This is a genomic window from Leptospira kemamanensis (assembly GCF_004769665.1).
Lineage (GTDB): Bacteria > Spirochaetota > Leptospiria > Leptospirales > Leptospiraceae > Leptospira_A > Leptospira_A kemamanensis.
Window position 1 is genome coordinate 14943 of the sequence record NZ_RQGG01000023.1, and the last position, 18179, is coordinate 33121.

Genomic DNA, 18179 nt, shown 5'->3' on the forward strand with positions numbered 1-18179 from the left:
TATGGAAGCATTCATCTTACACTTTCAATCTTTTCTTTTTGTTTTAGTTCGACTGCTCGGGCTTTTCCTGGTCGCTCCCTTTTTTTCTTCTGAATCGATTAACTTCTCTCTTCGGATGATTTTTTCCTTTATGGTTTCGCTCATCATTTACCCAGTCGTGGCAAACTACATGCCACCTGTGCCTGGTCATATGGTGAACTTTGGAATTATGATCATTTCGGAAATGCTCATTGGAGTGTTTTTAGGATTTCTCGTCTCACTCGTGTTTAGTGCCTTTCAAATGGCTGGTGAGTTTTTTAATAACCAAATTGGATTTGGTTATACAGAGATCCTCGATCCTGTATCCCAAAACTCACTCCCCGCTATTGGAACGATGAAAAACTTAATGGCTACTGCCTTATTTCTTGTGATTGGAGCACACCGATTCCTCATCGAAACTCTTGCGTATTCCTTTGAAAAAATTCGAATCATCTCCTTCACTGGAAAAGTGAATAGTGGGCTTTACCGTTTGGTGGAAGATGCCATCGGTGCCATGTTTGTGGTATCGTTTAAGATAGCACTTCCTGTGATGGGCATTCTTTTTTTGGTTTCCCTTGCGGAAGGACTTATGGGAAAAGCGGCCCAACAAATGAATGTGATGTCCATGTCGTTTCCCTTAAAGGTCTTTATTGGAACACTCACACTCATTGCAACACTTACTTTTATCGCCACACAAATGGTACAAGGGATTCAAATCTCGATGGACAAAGCGAGCTTACTTGTTCGGGAGTGGCCTAGTTTATGAAGGCGAATCATCGTATATGGATACAAGTTCCGATGATTCGGTATATGGTCCAAACCATGCAAGGGATGTTTCATACTTTTTTGGACCTGTTGCGAGAGATGTTTAGTGGTCCGTTTTCTCGGGAAAACCAACTCGCACTCGTAAGTGACTCTCGTGTCAAATTTGTCACAGGGCCTTATGAAATCCAACTGCAACTTTTTGCGGCAGCGGATGAAGGAAGGACGGAACCTCCGAGTGAACGTCGTAGGCGGGAAGAAAAGGAAAAAGGGAATGTTCCCAAATCCAATGAAGTGGCATCCACCTTGGTTTTATTAGGTGGGACGGGTGTGCTTTTTTTACTTGGGGATACCTTTATTAAAAACACAGCATTATTTATTAAAAAATATCTGCCTATGGGAATGCACCACGAACGTTTTGGAGCAGAAGAGTTTCGTGTGATCCTTTCTGGTGTTTCCAAAGATTTTTTCAATCTACTCTGGCCAGTCCTTGCGATCACTCTTGTCTTTGCCATTGTAGGCAATGTAGTGCAAGTGGGGTTTATGTTTTCACCAAGAGCCTTGTCCTTTCGGTTTGATCGAATCTCTCCCAATTTTAAACGAGTTTTGCCGAATCGCCAAACTTTATTCAATTTAGTTAAGTCGCTCGCAAAAGTTGTGTTAATTGGTGTGGTTAGTTACATCCTGATTTCTGGAGATTTTCTAAAGGTTTTACTCACGGGAAATATGGGGATGATGCAGGCCATCTCCCTTGTGACCTATTCTGGTTTTAAGATCATGATGGCAGCCGGAATTCTACTTCTCGGAATTGCCGTTGCCGATTTCTTTTTTCAAAAATCAGAGTTTGAAGAATCCTTAAAACAAACTCCTTCGGAAGCCAAACGAGAGATGAAAGAAGATTCTGGGGATCCTGTGATGAAAAACCGTAGGATGCAACTTGCCCGTGACATGATGCAAGGGAATATGTTACGAGAAGTTCCGAAAGCAGATGTGGTGATCACAAATCCAACTCATTATTCGGTCGCACTTTCTTATGAAATGGGCAGAGATTCTGCACCCCGTGTGATCGCAAAAGGTGAAAACCGCCTAGCACTAGAAATACGAAGAATAGCCCGTGAAAATGATGTCCCAATTATCGAAAGTCCGAAACAAGCACGACTTTTGTATGCACAAGTTGAAGTGGGAGAAGAGATCCCACAAGAATTCTTCCAGGCTGTGGTGCAAATCCTCATCACTCTTGAGAAGTTCAAAAAAAAAGTAGGAATGGCATAACCATATGAACTTTAAAGATATTTTAAAACAGTCCGATGTCGTGTTAGGTGTAGGAACCTTGATGATCCTAGGGATGTTAATTGTTCCACTTCCAGGATTTGTATTGGATGTCTTGATTGTTGTGAGCATCGGGCTTGGACTCCTCATTCTCATGACAGCTTTATCGGTGACAGAACCGAGTGAGTTTTCGATTTTCCCAAGTTTACTTTTGATCACAACACTCTTTCGGTTAGCTCTGAACGTATCGACAACAAGACAAATCCTTTCCAAAGGACCTGCGATGAATTCGAGTGTGATCGAAGCATTTGGAACCTTTGTGGTGGGTGGAGAGTCTGGACTTGGAAAGTATGTTGTGGGGCTTATTATCTTTATTATCCTCACCATTGTACAGGTGTTAGTAATCACAAAAGGTGCAACTCGGATCTCGGAAGTGGCAGCAAGGTTTACACTCGATGGATTGCCACAAAAGCAAATGTCCATCGATATGGAACTCAATAGTGGTGCCATCACAGAAGCAGAAGCCAAAGTTAAACGTAAAAAAGTCCAACGAGAAGTAGATTTTTATGGGGCCATGGATGGAGCTTCCAAATTCGTACAAGGGGATGTGAGAGCAGGGCTTATCATTACTGCTATTAACTTGATCGGTGGGATTCTCATTGGTTCTACAATTCGTGGGGAATCTTTCCTCGCATCGATTGAAACTTATGGTAAGTTTACGATTGGAGATGGACTTGTTTCCCAGATCCCAGGTCTACTTTCCACAACCGCAACTGGTATCATTGTCACAAGATCTAGTTCCGAAAAAAAACTAACCGTAGAGATAAAAGACCAACTTTTTGGAAATGCAAAAACCTTGTATGTAGTGGCGGGTGCACTTGGACTTGCAAGTCTCATCCCTGGCCTTCCGTTTTTCTCCCTTCTCTTTTTAGCGAGTGCGATTGGATACTTGGGGTATTCCATCGAACAAGTGGCGAAAGAAGAAATCAAAAAAATCGAAACGGTTTCCCAAGAAAAAGTCCAAGAGAAAAAACCAGAAAACTATATCAAAGAAATTTCTGTGGAAGCCATACAGGTAGAACTTGGACGCGATTTACTGCCGTTAGTGGACGCATCTTCTGGTGGCCATTTACTCGAACAAATTGCCAATACGCGTAAAAAATTTGCGATTGATTTTGGTCTTGTGATCCCTGCCATTCGGATCATTGACAATTTAGAAATCCCTCACGACAATTATAGTATTCGTATCAATGGAGTGGTTGTTGGCCAATCAGCAGTGAGAGCAGATAGACTGATGGCAATGAACAATACTTCTCGTAACTTAGAACCGATTGTGGGGGAACCTTTCACTGAACCTGCGTTTGGTTTAAAAGCAACTTGGATTGATCCAAATGACAAAATAGAAGTGGAAAACAAAGGGTATTCGGTGGTGGATCCTTCCACTGTCATCATCACACATTTAAAAGAACTCATTTCTAATTATGCATCGCAGCTTCTCGGAAGAGAAGAGGTGAAAGCTCTTCTTGAACATCTCCGCCAAACACATCCGACCCTTGTGGGAGAATTGGATTATGACAAACAAGGAAGGCTTGGGATCATCCAACAGACTTTACAAAATCTATTAGCAGAGGGGCTTTCCATTAAGAACCTTCCGAAAATTATGGATGCGATTGCAAACCATCTGCCACGCACAAACAATCCGTTTGATTTGGCAGAACATGTAAGGCAAGCTCTCTCTCGCCAAATCATCAATGATTTCCTTTCTCCAGATGGGAAGTTACATGTGGTCACCATTGATCCAAGGATCATTGATCGTATGAATAAAAGTATCACACTGGATGAAACCGATGGTAGTAAACTCATCATCCTTCCTCATGATGTTCGCGTGAGAATATTAGAATCGGTTTATAATGAATTACAAAAGGCTTTGGACGATAACAGATTCCTTATCTTTGTGGTTTCTAGGTACTTAAGACAAGCCTTTGCATTCTTTTTGACAAAGGAACTACCCCCAAGGAACTTTGCAGTAATTGCTTCTGAAGAAATCCATAGAGGGGTTCCGACAGAAATTGCCTCGGTTCTAAGCCTTCCATCCAGAGAGGAACACCCACAAGAAGCATAGGAGAATCTTTTTGCCTAGTTCAGTCCCATCGCACCGCATTTCTGTTGCTCCGATGATGGACTGGACGGACCGACATTTCCGCTTTTTTCTGCGGCTTATCTCCAAACATTCGTTACTCTATACGGAGATGGTGACAACAGGTGCCATCCTCCGTGGAAAAGACATCCATCGACACTTAGATTTTTCAAAAGAAGAACATCCCATTGCTCTCCAGTTAGGTGGAGATTCACCAGCGGCACTTGCGGAATGTGCCAAAATTGGAGAAGAGTATGGATATGACGAAATCAATTTGAATGTGGGTTGCCCCTCCGACAGAGTCCAAAGTGGGAGTTTTGGGGCTTGCCTCATGAAAGAACCAAACCTAGTGGCGGAAATGGTTTCCGCTTGTAAGGGGAAGGTCAAAATTCCTGTTACCGTCAAACATCGAATTGGTGTGAATGGAAAGGAAAGTTACGAAGACCTACACCATTTTGTTTCTAAAATCAAAGAAGCGGGTGTGGACCATTGTATCGTTCATGCAAGGATTGCCATCCTCGAAGGACTTTCTCCTAAAGAAAACCGAACGGTTCCTCCTCTGCGATACGAGGATGTTTACCAACTGAAACAAGACTTTCCCAATCTTCCCATTACCATCAATGGAGGAATCAAAACCCACGCAGAAATGAGTGACCATCTAACAAAGGTAGATGGAGTGATGATTGGGAGAGCTACCTATGACAATCCTTTTTTATTTGCCGATGTGGATTCGCTTTATTTTGGAGCAAAGGAAACTTCCAAAACAAGAGAATCTGTTTTGGAAGGAATGATTCCTTATGTAGAATCGGTTCGAAAGAATGGAGGAAAAGTCCACCATGTGCTTCGCCATATCTTAGGTTTGTACCACGGAGAAAAAGGAGCAAGGGAGTTTCGAAAGTATCTGACAGACAGGATGCATTTGGATACCGCAACTGAGTCCATTTTAGAATCGTATCTTTCGCGTTAAGGATCCGTAGGGCTTGGTCCAAAGCGATTCGTCGTTAGACGAAGAGCGAAAGGACGGAAGCGTCAGCGCACCCCGGAGTGAGCCTGGCCCAGTTTCAAACATCATAATATGATGAAAATCCAATAGGGAACGCCCCTAAAATGAATTTCGATGGATGGTTGTGGATTTGTGGATCAACTCCTCTATGAATGGATGTGAGTCTGAAATTCCTTTTCGAATTCCATAGAGAGTGAGTAGGAATCAAAAAATATTTAGGTAAAGAATAACGTTGATTAGACGGGTTTGGTTTGATTTTGTTCTTAGTTTTTTGGTTTTGCCCTAAAAATGGCAGGAAAACACACCCAAAATCTATTAAAATCAAATAGGTTGACAGGGCGGTTTCTCTCCCCAGCCTGGTTAAATTGAGAGGGAATACCATGACCAAGCCACTCACCGTACAAAGTGATAAAACAATGCTTCTTGAGGTGGATAACCCAGAATTTGAAGCCTGTCGGGACCTCGTTTCCAAGTTTGCCGAGCTCGAAAAAAGCCCGGAATACATGCATACCTATCGTATTTCTCCACTTTCTTTGTGGAATGCTGCTTCGATTAAAATGACAGCAGAAGAGATTATTGAAGGCCTTACTAAATTTGCTCGTTACTCTGTTCCGAAAAACGTGATGAATGAAATCCGAGAACAAATTTCTCGCTACGGAAAAGTAAAACTTGTCAAAGAAGAATCGGGAGAGTTGTACATCATCTCTAACGAAAAAGGATTTATCACAGAGATCGCAAACAATCGTGCCGTTCAACCCTTTGTGGATGGAATGGAAGGTGATAAAATTCGAATCAAAAAAGAATACCGTGGTCACATCAAACAAGCGTTAATCAAAATTGGTTTTCCTGTGGAAGACCTTGCGGGTTACGATGAAGGAAATAAATACCCATTTAATTTACGTCCCGTTACCATCAGTGGTATTAAATTTGGAATGCGCGATTACCAAAGAGCTTCTGTAGAAGCTTTCCATGCTGGTGGACGGAATGAAGGTGGATCGGGTGTAGTTGTATTACCTTGCGGTGCGGGTAAAACCATCGTGGGTATGGGAGTGATGCAAATTGTCGGAGCAGAAACTCTGATTCTTGTTACGAACACTTTGTCCATTCGCCAGTGGAGAAATGAAATTTTAGACAAAACGGATATCCCTGAGTCTGACATTGGTGAGTATTCGGGTGAGATGAAAGAAATCAAACCGATTACCATTGCAACGTATAACATCTTAACTCATAGAAAGAAAAAAGGTGGGGACTTTACTCACTTTCACATCTTCAGTGCAAACAACTGGGGACTCATTGTGTATGATGAGGTGCACTTACTTCCAGCTCCTGTTTTCCGTATGACATCAGAACTCCAAGCCAAACGTAGGTTAGGTTTGACAGCAACTCTGGTTCGAGAAGATGGACTCGAGGAAGATGTATTCTCCCTCATCGGACCGAAAAAATACGATGTACCTTGGAAAGAACTCGAAGCGAAGTCTTGGATTGCCGAAGCCAATTGTGTGGAAATCCGTGTTCCGATGGAAGATGACCTTCGAATGAAATACTCTGTGGCAGATGACCGTGAAAAGTTCCGATTGGCATCAGAGAATCCTGAAAAACTTCGTGCGATCAGTTATATTTTGAAGAAACACTCAACTAACAACATTTTGGTGATTGGACAATACATCAATCAGTTAGAAGAGATTTCGAATACATTCAAAATCCCTTTGATTACGGGAAAAACTCCTCTTCCGGAAAGACAAGAACTCTACCAAGCGTTCCGTACGGGTCAAATCAAACAACTTGTGGTATCAAAGGTAGCAAACTTTTCTATCGACTTACCAGATGCGAACATTGCCATTCAGGTTTCAGGAACGTTTGGATCAAGACAAGAGGAAGCTCAGCGTTTGGGTCGTATCCTTCGTCCAAAATCCCAAGACAATACGGCGATTTTTTACTCACTCATTTCGCGTGATACCAACGAAGAAAGGTTTGGTCAAAACAGACAACTCTTCCTCACCGAACAAGGGTATGAATACGAAATCTATACTTTGGATCAGTTCAAAGAAACAGTTCCAGAAGAATCACTCACGAAATAGAGGACAAAATGAAACTTGTAGCAAAACGACTCGATGTCGTAGAACCTTCTCCCACTCTCGCGATCACGGCAAAAGCCAATCAATTGAAAGCGAGTGGACTTGATGTGGTTGGATTTGGAGCAGGGGAACCTGACTTCGATACACCAACTCACATCAAAGAAGCTGCTAAAAAAGCAATGGACCAAGGGAAAACGAAATACACTCCCGTGAGTGGAACCGTTTCTCTGAAAGATGCGATTATTAAGAAGTTGGAAACTGAAAACGGATTAAAGTACGAAAAAAATCAAATCATTGTAGGAACGGGTGGAAAACAAGTTCTCTATAATTTTTTTATGGCAACTCTCAACTCGGGAGATGAAGTGATCATTCCTGCGCCGTATTGGGTGAGTTATGCGGACATTGTTCGATTGGCAGAAGGAATTCCTGTAATTGTTTCCACTGATATTTCCAGTGGATTTAAAATCACGGCAGAACAATTGGAAAAAGCCATCACTCCAAAAACAAAAGTGTTTATCTTTAATTCTCCATCCAATCCCACAGGAGCAGCTTACACTCGTTCGGATGTGGAAGCACTTGTGAAGGTTTTGGAACCAAAAGACATCATTACTGTTTCCGATGATATCTATGAAAAAATCATTTATGATGGATTGGAATTTGTAAACCCTGCGATGATTTCTCATAAGATGAAAGAGAAAACCTTTGTCATCAATGGTGTGTCCAAAGCGTATTCGATGACGGGTTGGAGGATTGGATACGGAGCAGGGAATGCGGAGATTGTGAAAAACATGGATACCATGCAAGGCCAATCCACAAGCAATGCTTCTTCCATTTCCCAAGCCGCAGCGGAAGCAGCTCTCTCAGGAGACCAAACACCTGTTGCAGAAATGCTAAAGGCTTTTGACAAACGTCGTAAACTCATCGTGGGTCTGTTACGTGAGATCCCAGGTGTGGAATGCCGTATGCCAGAAGGGGCTTTTTATGCATTCCCTTATATCACAGGTGTGTATGAAATGCCTGGTTTCAAACGACTTCTGGCTGAAAAAAAAGAATCTTCGTATTCAAAACTTTTTTGTGATGTCCTTCTCGACAAATACAATGTGGCAGCAGTGCCAGGGATTGCCTTCGGGGATGACAAAGCCATTCGTTTATCTTATGCGTTAGGTGATAAAGACATCGAAAAAGGTGTGGCTCGCATCAAACAAATGGTTGAGGATCTTCAGAAGTAAGATGAAACCTGTCCCTTTACTAAATCTATTTTGTAAAGGGACAATCGGGCGTAGTTCCAATCGATTTCGATTCTTGTCCTTTGGATACGAAATGCGACGTTTTGGTTCTATTCTTTCCTTGGGATTTTTAAAAAAAATCAGCTTTGTTTTGTTAGTCGCTGCACTCGGTGTAACTACTCTTTTTTCCGCTCCCACATTAAAGGAAAAACCAAAACAGGCCAAGCCATCGGAACTATTCAAACGAGATTTACACTCTGAAATTGTGATCCCTGTGATTGGTCTTAATTTACATCTCTTTGCAGACGGGAAAAGTGATGTTTTACGAAAACTGAAATTTGGAGAACCAGTTCAATTTGATAAGGACTCTCTTGAAAGTCCGAAAGAAGACTGGATTCCTGTAAAACTCGAAGATGGACTCTCTGGATTTATCAAACGTTCTGTGGTGCGTTCTGTTCCAAAGAAACAATACTTATCTACATTATTATTTGAAGCAGAAAAAATGATTCTTTCCAAACAAGAAGATTTTCTCGCCAAACAAGAAATTACGGATACAATCTTTGGAATTTCTTCCACAGGAAAATTTACGGGGGATGAATTTATCTTCCTTAGGGCAAAAGCAGGGTTTTTCTTAAAAAAAACTGTGGATCAAATGAATGAAAAGGGAATTAAACCTGACAATGATCCAAACACTTTAGAATTTTTAAAAAGCCACCAAACTAAATTATTATATGATTATTCCTCTGGAAAATACTATGTAGACTCCAATTATTTTTGGAAATTATTGGAGTCGTATCCCAAAACAAAACATTCGGATTATGCAGGTTACTTGGCGACAGAAAGTATTCCCATCGTGGATTGCGGAGTTGAATTACGTTGTCGATTAGAAGAGATACGGAAAGGTAAATTACGATATGTGTATCTTTTCCCGACGGGTAATTATGTGACGCTTTATACAAAAGAGATCGTAAAATCTTTAAGTTCCATAACAAAAGACCCAGATTCTATTCCTTGTTTCCAACCTGTGAGTGAAGGGATCAAATCAGAAATCAACCAGATGATTCGTTATGCTTCAGAAATTGGTCCCAGGGAAAAAAAACAAATTTTACCTCACTTACAAATTCTAAAAACAGAATGTTTTCGCTAACAATAGGCTTTGTTTAAACCATAAGGAAGGTTTTGTGAAACTTAGTTACAAACTCTATCCATTCCAAAATTCTAATCCAAATCAAAAGTCGATCGGAACCATTATCATCTTACATGGGTTATTTGGTTCTTCGAAAAACTGGGTGACCGTTGCCAAATTATTGTCAGAGTTTGGAACGGTGTATGCCCTTGACCAAAGAAACCATGGTGATTCCCCTCACAGTGAAACACATTCCATTCCCATTATGGCAAGTGATTTGGAAACCTTTCTACACGATTTCAATATTCAAAATCCAATTCTTTTGGGTCATTCGATGGGTGGGCTTGTTGCCATGTATTTTGATTTAACCCATCCAGGTGTTCTAAAGAAACTTATCGTACAAGACATTGCACCAAGATCTTATCCCTTCGCTTATGACAAAGAAATACAATCCATGTCCTTTCCTTTGGATGGATTTACTTCTCGCTCTGAGATTGATTTAGAAATGGCAAAGTATGTGCCAGATACCTTTATCCGTCAATTTTTACAGATGAGTTTGGAAAGAAAAGAAGTCGGTTTATATCGATGGAAACTCAATGTGGAAGGATTGAATCAAACACGCAGAGTTTTTGAGGATGTATTTACCGCTGAGAATCCCTCCGAAACAAAAACACTTTTTTTGTTAGGTGGAAGTTCCGAATACATTCGTAATTCTGATTTAGATGTGATGGATCAATTTTTCAAAAATAACCAGAAGGTGAAATTCGAAGGTGGTGGGCATTATATTCATTTTACACACCAAAAAGAGTTTATGGAAACTCTTGTCAATTGGTTGCAAAGAGAAACTTAATCTGAAACGAACTCAAAGGATTGACGATTGAGATGATTTCTTGAAAATCCAGGTCTCGCGAACAGTAGTCTATTTTTGACTACTGTTCAAAATTCCCTCTACTCTTCGAGTAACGAACGTAACATCCAAGCTGTTTTTTCATGGATATCGAGTCTTTGGGTTAACAAATCAAGAGTGGCTTGGTCGTTTCCTTTTTCAGCAGGAGCGTAAGCTGCCCGTGCCGTGCGAATTACAGCTTCGTTTCCTTCCACTAAGTTTTTGATCATGTCCTTGGCCTTCGGAACTTCTTTGTCTTCTGTGATACTAGAATACTTTGCAAATTCCCATCCACCCATTGGTGCAAAGTAACCAAGGGAACGAATTCGTTCCGCAATAGGATCTATGGCATTCCAAAGTTCGGTATATTGCGTCATAAAAAGCAAATGTAATGTTTGGAACATAGGCCCTGTTACATTCCAGTGGTAACTATGTGTTTTCTGGTACAATGTGTACGTATCAGCCAATAGTTTTTTTAATGATTCGGAAATAGCACTTCTTTCTTCTTCCGGAATTCCAATATTGATTTTCATCTAGATCTCCTAATTTTTATTAGATTCAATTGATAGTGGTCAAGTTCGTTTATATTTCGATAAATCAAACAATTGGAGTAATTACTTATTGAGTTCACTCACAATCCGATCCACTAAACTTTCTGCTACAAAGTCATATTGACTGGTCGCAATTAAAATATCTTCTCGGCTCCAAATGAATCCGAGTCCGAGGGAATATTGGAGCAAACGCCCCATTGTCCAATCGGCACCTGGTTTTTTTCTCGCATTCACAATCACATGCCCAGATTCGATGTGAACAATTTTTAAAGAAACTGTATCGACTAAATTTGGGATGAGTTTTCCTTTTTCATCGAATTTTTTAAGAGAGGAGCCTCGGCCAAAAACCAAGGCATCCACACCGAGAACCTTCCCTAGTCTAACAGCTGTTTGCGTATCAATGATTCCTGTTTTAGAAAAACTTTGTTCGTTCACAACTTTTGAAAGTTGTTCTCTTTCAATTACCTTAAAAGGTAATGATTTTGCAATTTGTAAGGAAACTGCATCGGTGAATTCGTCCCCCCATTTTGCTTCTTCAATGTCAAAGACGAGAACGGCAACTTTAGTAATTCCTAAATTGTTTTTTCCGCCATCTGGAAATTGGATGGCAGCATCCATCGTGCGACAATTGCCAAGGGCAAGAGTGAGGAACAAAGAGAAAAACGCTAAATATAGTTTCATAGATTTCCTTAAAGATGATGGGAAGGAATGGTAGAGAGCAATTCTTTTTCGAGGCAAATTGGGAGTTTTTCCAAAATTCGCTTTCCTCTTTTTGTTGTTCCTAGATTTTCCTCCTAGGCCCTCATCTATGAAAAAAATAATTGGTTCCTTCGTCTTTATCTTCGCATTGTTTTTGCTAGTCGCTGCATATCTATTATCCACCACCATTCTCTCTCCCAAGACCTTTGCTTTAGTAGACGAAACAAAGGTCCTGACTCCATCTTCTTTTTCCACCTACGATTTGCCAGAACCTGAGAACATTCGGTTCCAAAATGGGACATTGCGTTTACGTGGTTGGTATTTTAAACATTCTAAAAAACAAAACTGTGGGATTATCCTTTTGCATGGCCTCGGACAATCGAGATCACAGTTGTTGTCTTTTGCACCCATATTCTGGCGAGCAGGCTGTAGTTTGTTTTTTTATGATGCGCGGGCACATGGCGAAAGTGACGGCTCTGTGACATCCTATGGATATTATGAGAAAATGGATTTAGAAAGGGCAGTGGAATACTTTTCGGAAATTGACAACACACCCGAAGATCGGATTGGAATTTTTGGTTTGGATTTGGGGGCTGCTACCGCATTGCAATTTGCTGATGGACAATATGAATATGGGTTTGTCATTGCAGATTCTTCGTATCGAGATATGCGGTCTTTTGTGGAAACGATGTTTGTGGAGCGTTATAGCCAGCTCAGTCGGTTAGTCACTCCGCTGAGTTTATCAATCTCTGAATTACGTGGAGATTTTTTAGTGAATGATGTGAGTCCACAGATGACGGCTAAACTGATTGCAAAACCAGTTTTGATTTTATCACCTAATGAAAATGATGGGAGAAAAGAGGATGCAGAAATGATTTTTGCCAATCTCAAAACAAAATCCAAAAAACTTGAGTTTTATAATCGTACATCGAATTCATCTGACCAAGGTCCGTTTCCTTCTCTCGAATATGAAACAGCTATTTCTAATTTCTTGAAAGAATTCCGCCTAACAAAATAAGACTACAAAGACAAATCAATCGTATAAGCTTTACCTAAGAAATGATTTTGCGATGGAACCAAAATCGATTCGATAAAGACAGATTCAACCTACTCGGAAACAGAGACTATGAGAGATTGATTATTTAATTTTAATCAACCTTGGTAAGTCTTCCCAAGTGCCATCTTCTTTGGTAAATCGGGTGAAGTAAACAGGAAGAGTACTCACTCCAGTAGTAAATGACTTGGCATAACTATAATTCAACAATCCTTTTGAGGATTGAAGTTGCTCTGGGCTTGTTATTGCTACGCTATATTCTGATACAGAAAATGGACTGTTGGATATTGACGTTGCACTCGTTAGACCATCGTTACTTCTAAAAATATCAATGTTTGTGGGTAGAGCTGTAAATGTGGGTGAATTCGATAAAATAAAGTAATGATTTGCATTGGAACTTTTGATAGAACGCAATCGGGAGGAAAGTCCACTTAAAGAACTAGAGAAATTTGTAATGGTAGCATTTTGAGAGATCGTAGGATTCGAGTTTGCGTAAGATCCAGAAGGATAAGTGATTCCATTATAAGGAGATGCTCCATTAAGAGAAACCAATTTGTCTTCGACTTGGAAGACAGGTGAGTCAAAGTTTGAAACAGCACTAAAAGTGATTTGGTTGGAGATTAAATCCGAAACTCGAATGCTCCTAAATAAATACTGAGCTCCTGCATAGGTTTGAGGGCACTGTAAATAATTAATTCCTAAGTGAGTCACTAATTGGAATCCAAGTAAATCACGGTCTGGTGTTGGAATTGTACAACTAAAACCACTCACCAAGTCTGAAGCAGAGTCCGATTCTAAATAGAATAAAATGGGACGCGGAGCACTGGCCAATATAGGCATTGCCATATACCTTCCTTCCCCTAAATACAAAGCCGGATAATACCAGTTACCGTTTGGTCCATTAAAGAATAAGTGGTTTGCAGGTAAAGTTTTCACTTTTACAGTTGCTGAACTCGGTGGTGAGAGTGCAGAGAATTGGAGGTATAGGTTTCGATTGTCTAATAAGGTAGAAGTGGTAGGAAATGCTCTTTTTGCTTCTGAGAGAAAGAAAACATAATCGGAACCATTAAATAGAGGATTTGATATCTTTAATATATAATCTTCTGTTACGTTTCGTTCGAAGGTTACTCCTTCGATCTTTGTGACTTGGTCATAGTTTTCTCCATCCGCACTGGAAGCGATGTATCCCAATGATTTGAATTTGTCAGACGCAACGTAATCGGTCTGCACCTCTAAATAGATAAACTGTCTACCGTTTGCCGATCCCAAAGGGGTAAAGGTGAAATTGGTAGCCAAACGATTTCGGTAATTGGCTAAATCTTCTAAGAGAAATTGGGCACTTCCTGTTTGGTTTAAAATAGAAAAGGATTGTTTCGTGATGCCGTTGTAAATACGAAAGTCAGCGGTGGCGACAAAGGTATTGCCTGCGTTCTTTAAACTTAGTTTTGCGATACCCCTTTCGCTAAAAAATAAAAACCCTCTTCCAAATGCATCTAAAGTGGCGGTGTAGGTTCGAACATTGCCTGTTTCTCCGAAGTCAGATACGGCCACGCCATTTTCATCGGCCTCGTTGAACACTGAATATTCGACGGCACCTCCCGCATAAGGAGTTCCGCTGGCATCTGTGAATTTCATAAATAAAACGGATTGGCTTTGTGTGTTGAAGGCATCTGCCAGGGCTAATAACCGGAGTAGGGACTGCAATGTCCCTAAGTCTTCGGAAGGGTCAAGGCTGGATGCTTTGAAGAGTTTGCATTGAGTTGAAACAAGGATCAAAACTAAAAAAACTAAAATTCGTTTCATGTGTTTCTCCTTTAAAATAAATAAGAATAACGAAGTTCAGCATACACAGCATTCATTTGTGGTTGGTAAACGGTGAAGGAATGGGGTCTGTCGAAACGAGTTTCCATGTCCCAACCTGCTTTGAATTGTTTCCCATCCGAATGCACCACTGGTCTATCGGGGTATTGGTCTCGGCCAATCATAAAAGAGTGAACTACATTGGCAATGTAGATAATACTTGTGATTCCAAGTCCAGCCAGGTAACGTGTGTTTGCTCCTTTTGCATCGTCCTTGGATTTTTTGATGAAATCTTCCGTAATCGAAGTTTCTAAAAAGTTACTTACAAATTCTGAGGGCAAACTAATGTTTTGTGCGTTAAACCGTGTGCCAGGTCCGCCAATTTGATTGAGGAGAACCATCGTTTCATAATGAGTATTTGCATTCTTTTCTTCCGTGCGAAGAGGGCCTAAACTATAAAAAAGAGACCCTAAAAATAAAACAGAAAATGTCCCTGCCGAAATCTTATACCCACCACAATATTGACCCCATCCTGGTAAGACCGCCGAACGCCAAAGGAGGGCAAGTCGTCCGCCGCATTGGGTGGCAGCAGGGGATGGTCCAAGTTGCCTAGATGCTAACCATTCTGCTTCCGCTTTGGCATCTTTTTCTGCTTGGGTTTCTTTTGATTTCTCTTCTTCTAATCTTTGTTTTTCGGCAAGTTTTGCTTCTTCTTCTAAACGTTTTTGTTCTTTTGCCTCTGCAAGAAGTCTTTCTTTTTCCAGTTTCGCTTTTTCTTTTTCTTCTTTTTCTCTTAATTTTTTTTCTTCAGCGATTCGAATTTTCTCCGCCTCTTGTTCTGAGACATCTTTATATACAACTTTTAAGATTTGTGATTTGGAAATTGTCTGCGAACCTTCACTTGTTTGGACAGTGAGTCCTTTTTCGTTTTGGTCTGTCACTTTCCCTTTGATGGTTTTCCCATTTTTTAAGATCACTGTATTCACAGCGAGTATTGGGAATGTGAGAAGGATCAGGAGAGTGAGAAGAAATATTTTTTTCATTTAGGGTATCCAAAACGGGATGAGAAAAAAATCACATTCAATCAATAAATTGCAAGTGAAAATTTGAATCAATTGCATCAGAACCCTGTCTTCAATCGACCAAAGTTTATTTGATTCGAATTAACTTAACATCTTTCCAGGTGTCAGGTCCAATATTTCTCGTTGCAAAAAATCGGAAATTGCCAATGGATGCAGGACTTGTGACAGTTTGTAACGCATCCCAGTAATAGGTGAGATCCCCTTGTGTGGAATGAAATTGACGATGAGACGTTGTGTTTTCATTAAAAATAGGTTGGGCAGTGGGTAAGTTATACACCGTAGCGGTATCCAATTGATTTGTGAATTTCACAATTGCTCGATTTGTTGCCGATCCTAAATTGGCATTGTCTGCGACAATGGCATAACCCACATCCAAGGAAGATGTGATGTTTCTTAGAATTGGAATTGCTCCTCCAAATGGAATGGTAAACCCTGATATGTTCGAACTAAAAGGAATATTCGCGCCGTTTGTAAGATAGGAGCCTGTAGGAAAAATTGATCCTCTTGGAGACCCGGAAACAATGGCGATGCCTATGAGTTGGTTTGCAAATGCTGACGGGAACGAGTTGATTGTGTTTAATCCTGCGCTAAACGTCAATGTATTGGATGAAACATCAGATCCATTGATCACCGTTGCATTGATTGTGGTTCCAGGCATTGTACTCGTTGGGCAATGCAAGTAGTCTGTGCCATTAAAAGTCAATTTTCCATAGGCAGAAAAATCATTGATCGATGTTCGCAAACAATTGTAAGTGGGAGAGGAAAGATCTATTTGATTGCTATCGGTGAGAGAAATTAAGTATGGCATTTCTCTTGGGGAAAGTGTAGAATTATCAACTACTACAAAAAACCGGCTGCCTACAGGAAACATGGGATGTTCATACGTCCTGAGTGTCGCTGATGTGATTGGGTTCAAAATCTGAATTCCTACAGGAAGAGTTATTACAATCGGATCTATGGCTACATAAGAAGAGGATGATGGGGAAAAAGTAAAAGCTAAGTTCCGATTCCCAATGATCGTGTTACCTGAATCTAACTCCACTTCATTCACAAAAACTACATAAAGTGACCCATCGTATGTGATTGCGGAATGTAGGGTTCTTTTGCTTCCAGAACTCGACGTAAATTCATTTACGTTCAATGGGATTACTTGGTCATAGGTAACTCCATCTACACTGGATAATATATAATTATCATACCTACCGTTGATACTTCCTCCATCAGAAGAGGTAAAGATTTTACCAACTAAGAAACTTCTACCATTTGCTGTCCCTATTGGTACCATGTTTGTGATAGAACCCATTGGATTTGGATAATTGGAAAGATCTTCTACATTGACTTGAATCTCTCCCGTTATGCTGTAAAATGAAAAGGTTTCGATGGTAATTCCTTTATAATTTCGAAATCGGAAAGTACCGATCGGTGTAGTGTCTCCCGGATTTCTGTAAACGCTTGCTTCTGCGATTCCTCTTTCACTGAATTTTAAGATCGTTCGTCCGTTTGCACCAAGAGTATTTTTATAGGGAGTGTAATTTCCAGTGCTTCCGAAATCAGAGACAGCTACGTTGTTCTCATCATTTTCATTGTATACGGAATAAACGATTTCTCCACCAGAGATTGGATTTCCGGTGCTATCGTTGATCTGGACGATCATCAATGTTTGACTGAGTCCATTAAAAGCATCGATAAACGCAACCGTTCTGAATAAGTTTAGAAAATTAGAAAGTTCGCTATTTGGATCTAAATTGGATTGTTTAAAGATTTTACACTGAGTGAACGTGAGTATGGATAAAATGATAGTGAATGTAAGTTTACGGAGTGTTTCGATTTTCATATATAGATTCAACTTGTACGTTTTTATCTCGTGATTAGGATTTTACGGGAGATGGAAATTTATTTCAAGGGAAAAAAGCCACTGGTTCGATTGAGGATGAAATTACGGTATAATTCCCCGCCCTAATCGAACTGGGTGGGGTAATCCACCCGCCACCCAATACGCTCCATCTATCACATAACGACCAAACATTCCACCACAATCATAACTTTACAAAAAATAATCCAAAACAGTTCACCTTTTCGCCGTCAGGCGACATTAGTGCAATCGAGACGCGAAACAAACTCCGAAACTGCCAAACAACCTCTCCGATTCTACCCAATAGAAGAAAACAGTTTCGTTGGATGTATCCTTCCATAAGGAAATAAAAAATTCCTTTGACTGATGAGCAATCAGCTATTAAACGCAAGTCAACCTTGTTTTCGATCCCGGCTAACGCGCACAAACCGACAACATTCGTTTTCATATAGACCACATAACGCCTAACAATACCCACTTTTTCGCAATGTTTCACATAAGCGAATTATGTCACATTGCATTAACATTATGTCTCATAACTACACCCCAACACCCACCCATTTCCAAAAATAATTCCCATGAACTGCGAACTTTTTTATAAAACTGAGTTGACCGCTTAGGTTTTGAAATTACTTTGGT

At 40.4% G+C, this 18179-nt stretch carries 14 protein-coding genes; 9 read left to right on the plus strand and 5 right to left on the minus strand.

What is annotated here, in order from left to right:
* Position 1 precedes the first annotated feature (1 nt).
* The 8 genes from fliR to EHQ59_RS08425 all read left to right on the plus strand — a co-directional run bounded on the left by fliR (position 2) and on the right by EHQ59_RS08425 (position 10466).
* Positions 2 to 784: a flagellar biosynthetic protein FliR gene (gene fliR, locus EHQ59_RS08390; RefSeq protein WP_135619228.1), complete on the plus strand. Its 783-nt coding sequence runs from the start codon at positions 2 to 4 to the stop codon at positions 782 to 784.
* Between the two features lie 32 nt (positions 785 to 816).
* Positions 817 to 2052 (plus strand): EscU/YscU/HrcU family type III secretion system export apparatus switch protein, encoded by a 1236-nt coding sequence (locus tag EHQ59_RS08395; RefSeq protein ID WP_425270137.1) that lies wholly within the window; start codon positions 817 to 819, stop codon positions 2050 to 2052.
* 4 nt (positions 2053 to 2056) lie between these two features.
* On the plus strand, positions 2057 to 4171 hold the full coding sequence (locus EHQ59_RS08400; RefSeq protein WP_135619229.1) for a flagellar biosynthesis protein FlhA: 2115 nt from the start codon (positions 2057 to 2059) through the stop codon (positions 4169 to 4171).
* A gap of 10 nt (positions 4172 to 4181) precedes the next feature.
* A complete protein-coding gene (dusA, locus tag EHQ59_RS08405) occupies positions 4182 to 5153 on the plus strand; it encodes a tRNA dihydrouridine(20/20a) synthase DusA (protein WP_135619230.1) in 972 nt (323 codons plus the stop codon).
* 416 nt (positions 5154 to 5569) lie between these two features.
* Entirely contained in the window at positions 5570 to 7267 is a 1698-nt protein-coding gene (locus EHQ59_RS08410) for a DNA repair helicase XPB (RefSeq protein WP_135619231.1), read from the plus strand.
* A gap of 8 nt (positions 7268 to 7275) precedes the next feature.
* A complete protein-coding gene (locus EHQ59_RS08415) occupies positions 7276 to 8493 on the plus strand; it encodes a pyridoxal phosphate-dependent aminotransferase (protein ID WP_135619232.1) in 1218 nt (405 codons plus the stop codon).
* 91 nt (positions 8494 to 8584) lie between these two features.
* Complete coding sequence (locus tag EHQ59_RS08420; protein WP_135619233.1) at positions 8585 to 9637, plus strand: SH3 domain-containing protein; 1053 nt, start codon at positions 8585 to 8587, stop codon at positions 9635 to 9637.
* Positions 9638 to 9671: 34 nt separating this feature from the next.
* Positions 9672 to 10466: an alpha/beta fold hydrolase gene (locus EHQ59_RS08425; protein ID WP_135619234.1), complete on the plus strand. Its 795-nt coding sequence runs from the start codon at positions 9672 to 9674 to the stop codon at positions 10464 to 10466.
* Between the two features lie 98 nt (positions 10467 to 10564).
* Here the strand turns inward: EHQ59_RS08425 and EHQ59_RS08430 are convergent, their stop codons facing one another.
* Both EHQ59_RS08430 and EHQ59_RS08435 read right to left on the minus strand, forming a co-directional pair.
* Positions 10565 to 11035, minus strand: coding sequence for a Dps family protein (locus EHQ59_RS08430; RefSeq protein ID WP_135619235.1), 471 nt, complete (start codon positions 11033 to 11035; stop codon positions 10565 to 10567).
* Positions 11036 to 11116: 81 nt separating this feature from the next.
* On the minus strand, positions 11117 to 11734 hold the full coding sequence (locus EHQ59_RS08435; RefSeq protein ID WP_244245450.1) for a CsgG/HfaB family protein: 618 nt from the start codon (positions 11732 to 11734) through the stop codon (positions 11117 to 11119).
* 127 nt (positions 11735 to 11861) lie between these two features.
* Between EHQ59_RS08435 and EHQ59_RS08440 the strand changes: the two genes are divergently transcribed.
* On the plus strand, positions 11862 to 12770 hold the full coding sequence (locus EHQ59_RS08440; protein WP_135619236.1) for an alpha/beta hydrolase: 909 nt from the start codon (positions 11862 to 11864) through the stop codon (positions 12768 to 12770).
* A gap of 120 nt (positions 12771 to 12890) precedes the next feature.
* Here EHQ59_RS08440 and EHQ59_RS08445 read toward each other — a convergent pair whose 3' ends face one another.
* The 3 genes from EHQ59_RS08445 to EHQ59_RS08455 all read right to left on the minus strand — a co-directional run bounded on the left by EHQ59_RS08445 (position 12891) and on the right by EHQ59_RS08455 (position 17522).
* Positions 12891 to 14609 carry a hypothetical protein gene (locus EHQ59_RS08445; RefSeq protein ID WP_135619237.1) on the minus strand — a complete coding sequence of 573 codons (1719 nt, stop codon included), beginning with the start codon at positions 14607 to 14609 and terminating at the stop codon, positions 12891 to 12893.
* Between the two features lie 11 nt (positions 14610 to 14620).
* Positions 14621 to 15649, minus strand: a complete 1029-nt coding sequence (locus EHQ59_RS08450; protein ID WP_135619238.1) for a cell envelope integrity TolA family protein — start codon at positions 15647 to 15649, stop codon at positions 14621 to 14623.
* A 106-nt stretch (positions 15650 to 15755) separates the two neighbouring features.
* Complete coding sequence (locus EHQ59_RS08455) at positions 15756 to 17522, minus strand: hypothetical protein (RefSeq protein WP_135619239.1); 1767 nt, start codon at positions 17520 to 17522, stop codon at positions 15756 to 15758.
* Between the last annotated feature and the right edge of the window lie 657 nt (positions 17523 to 18179).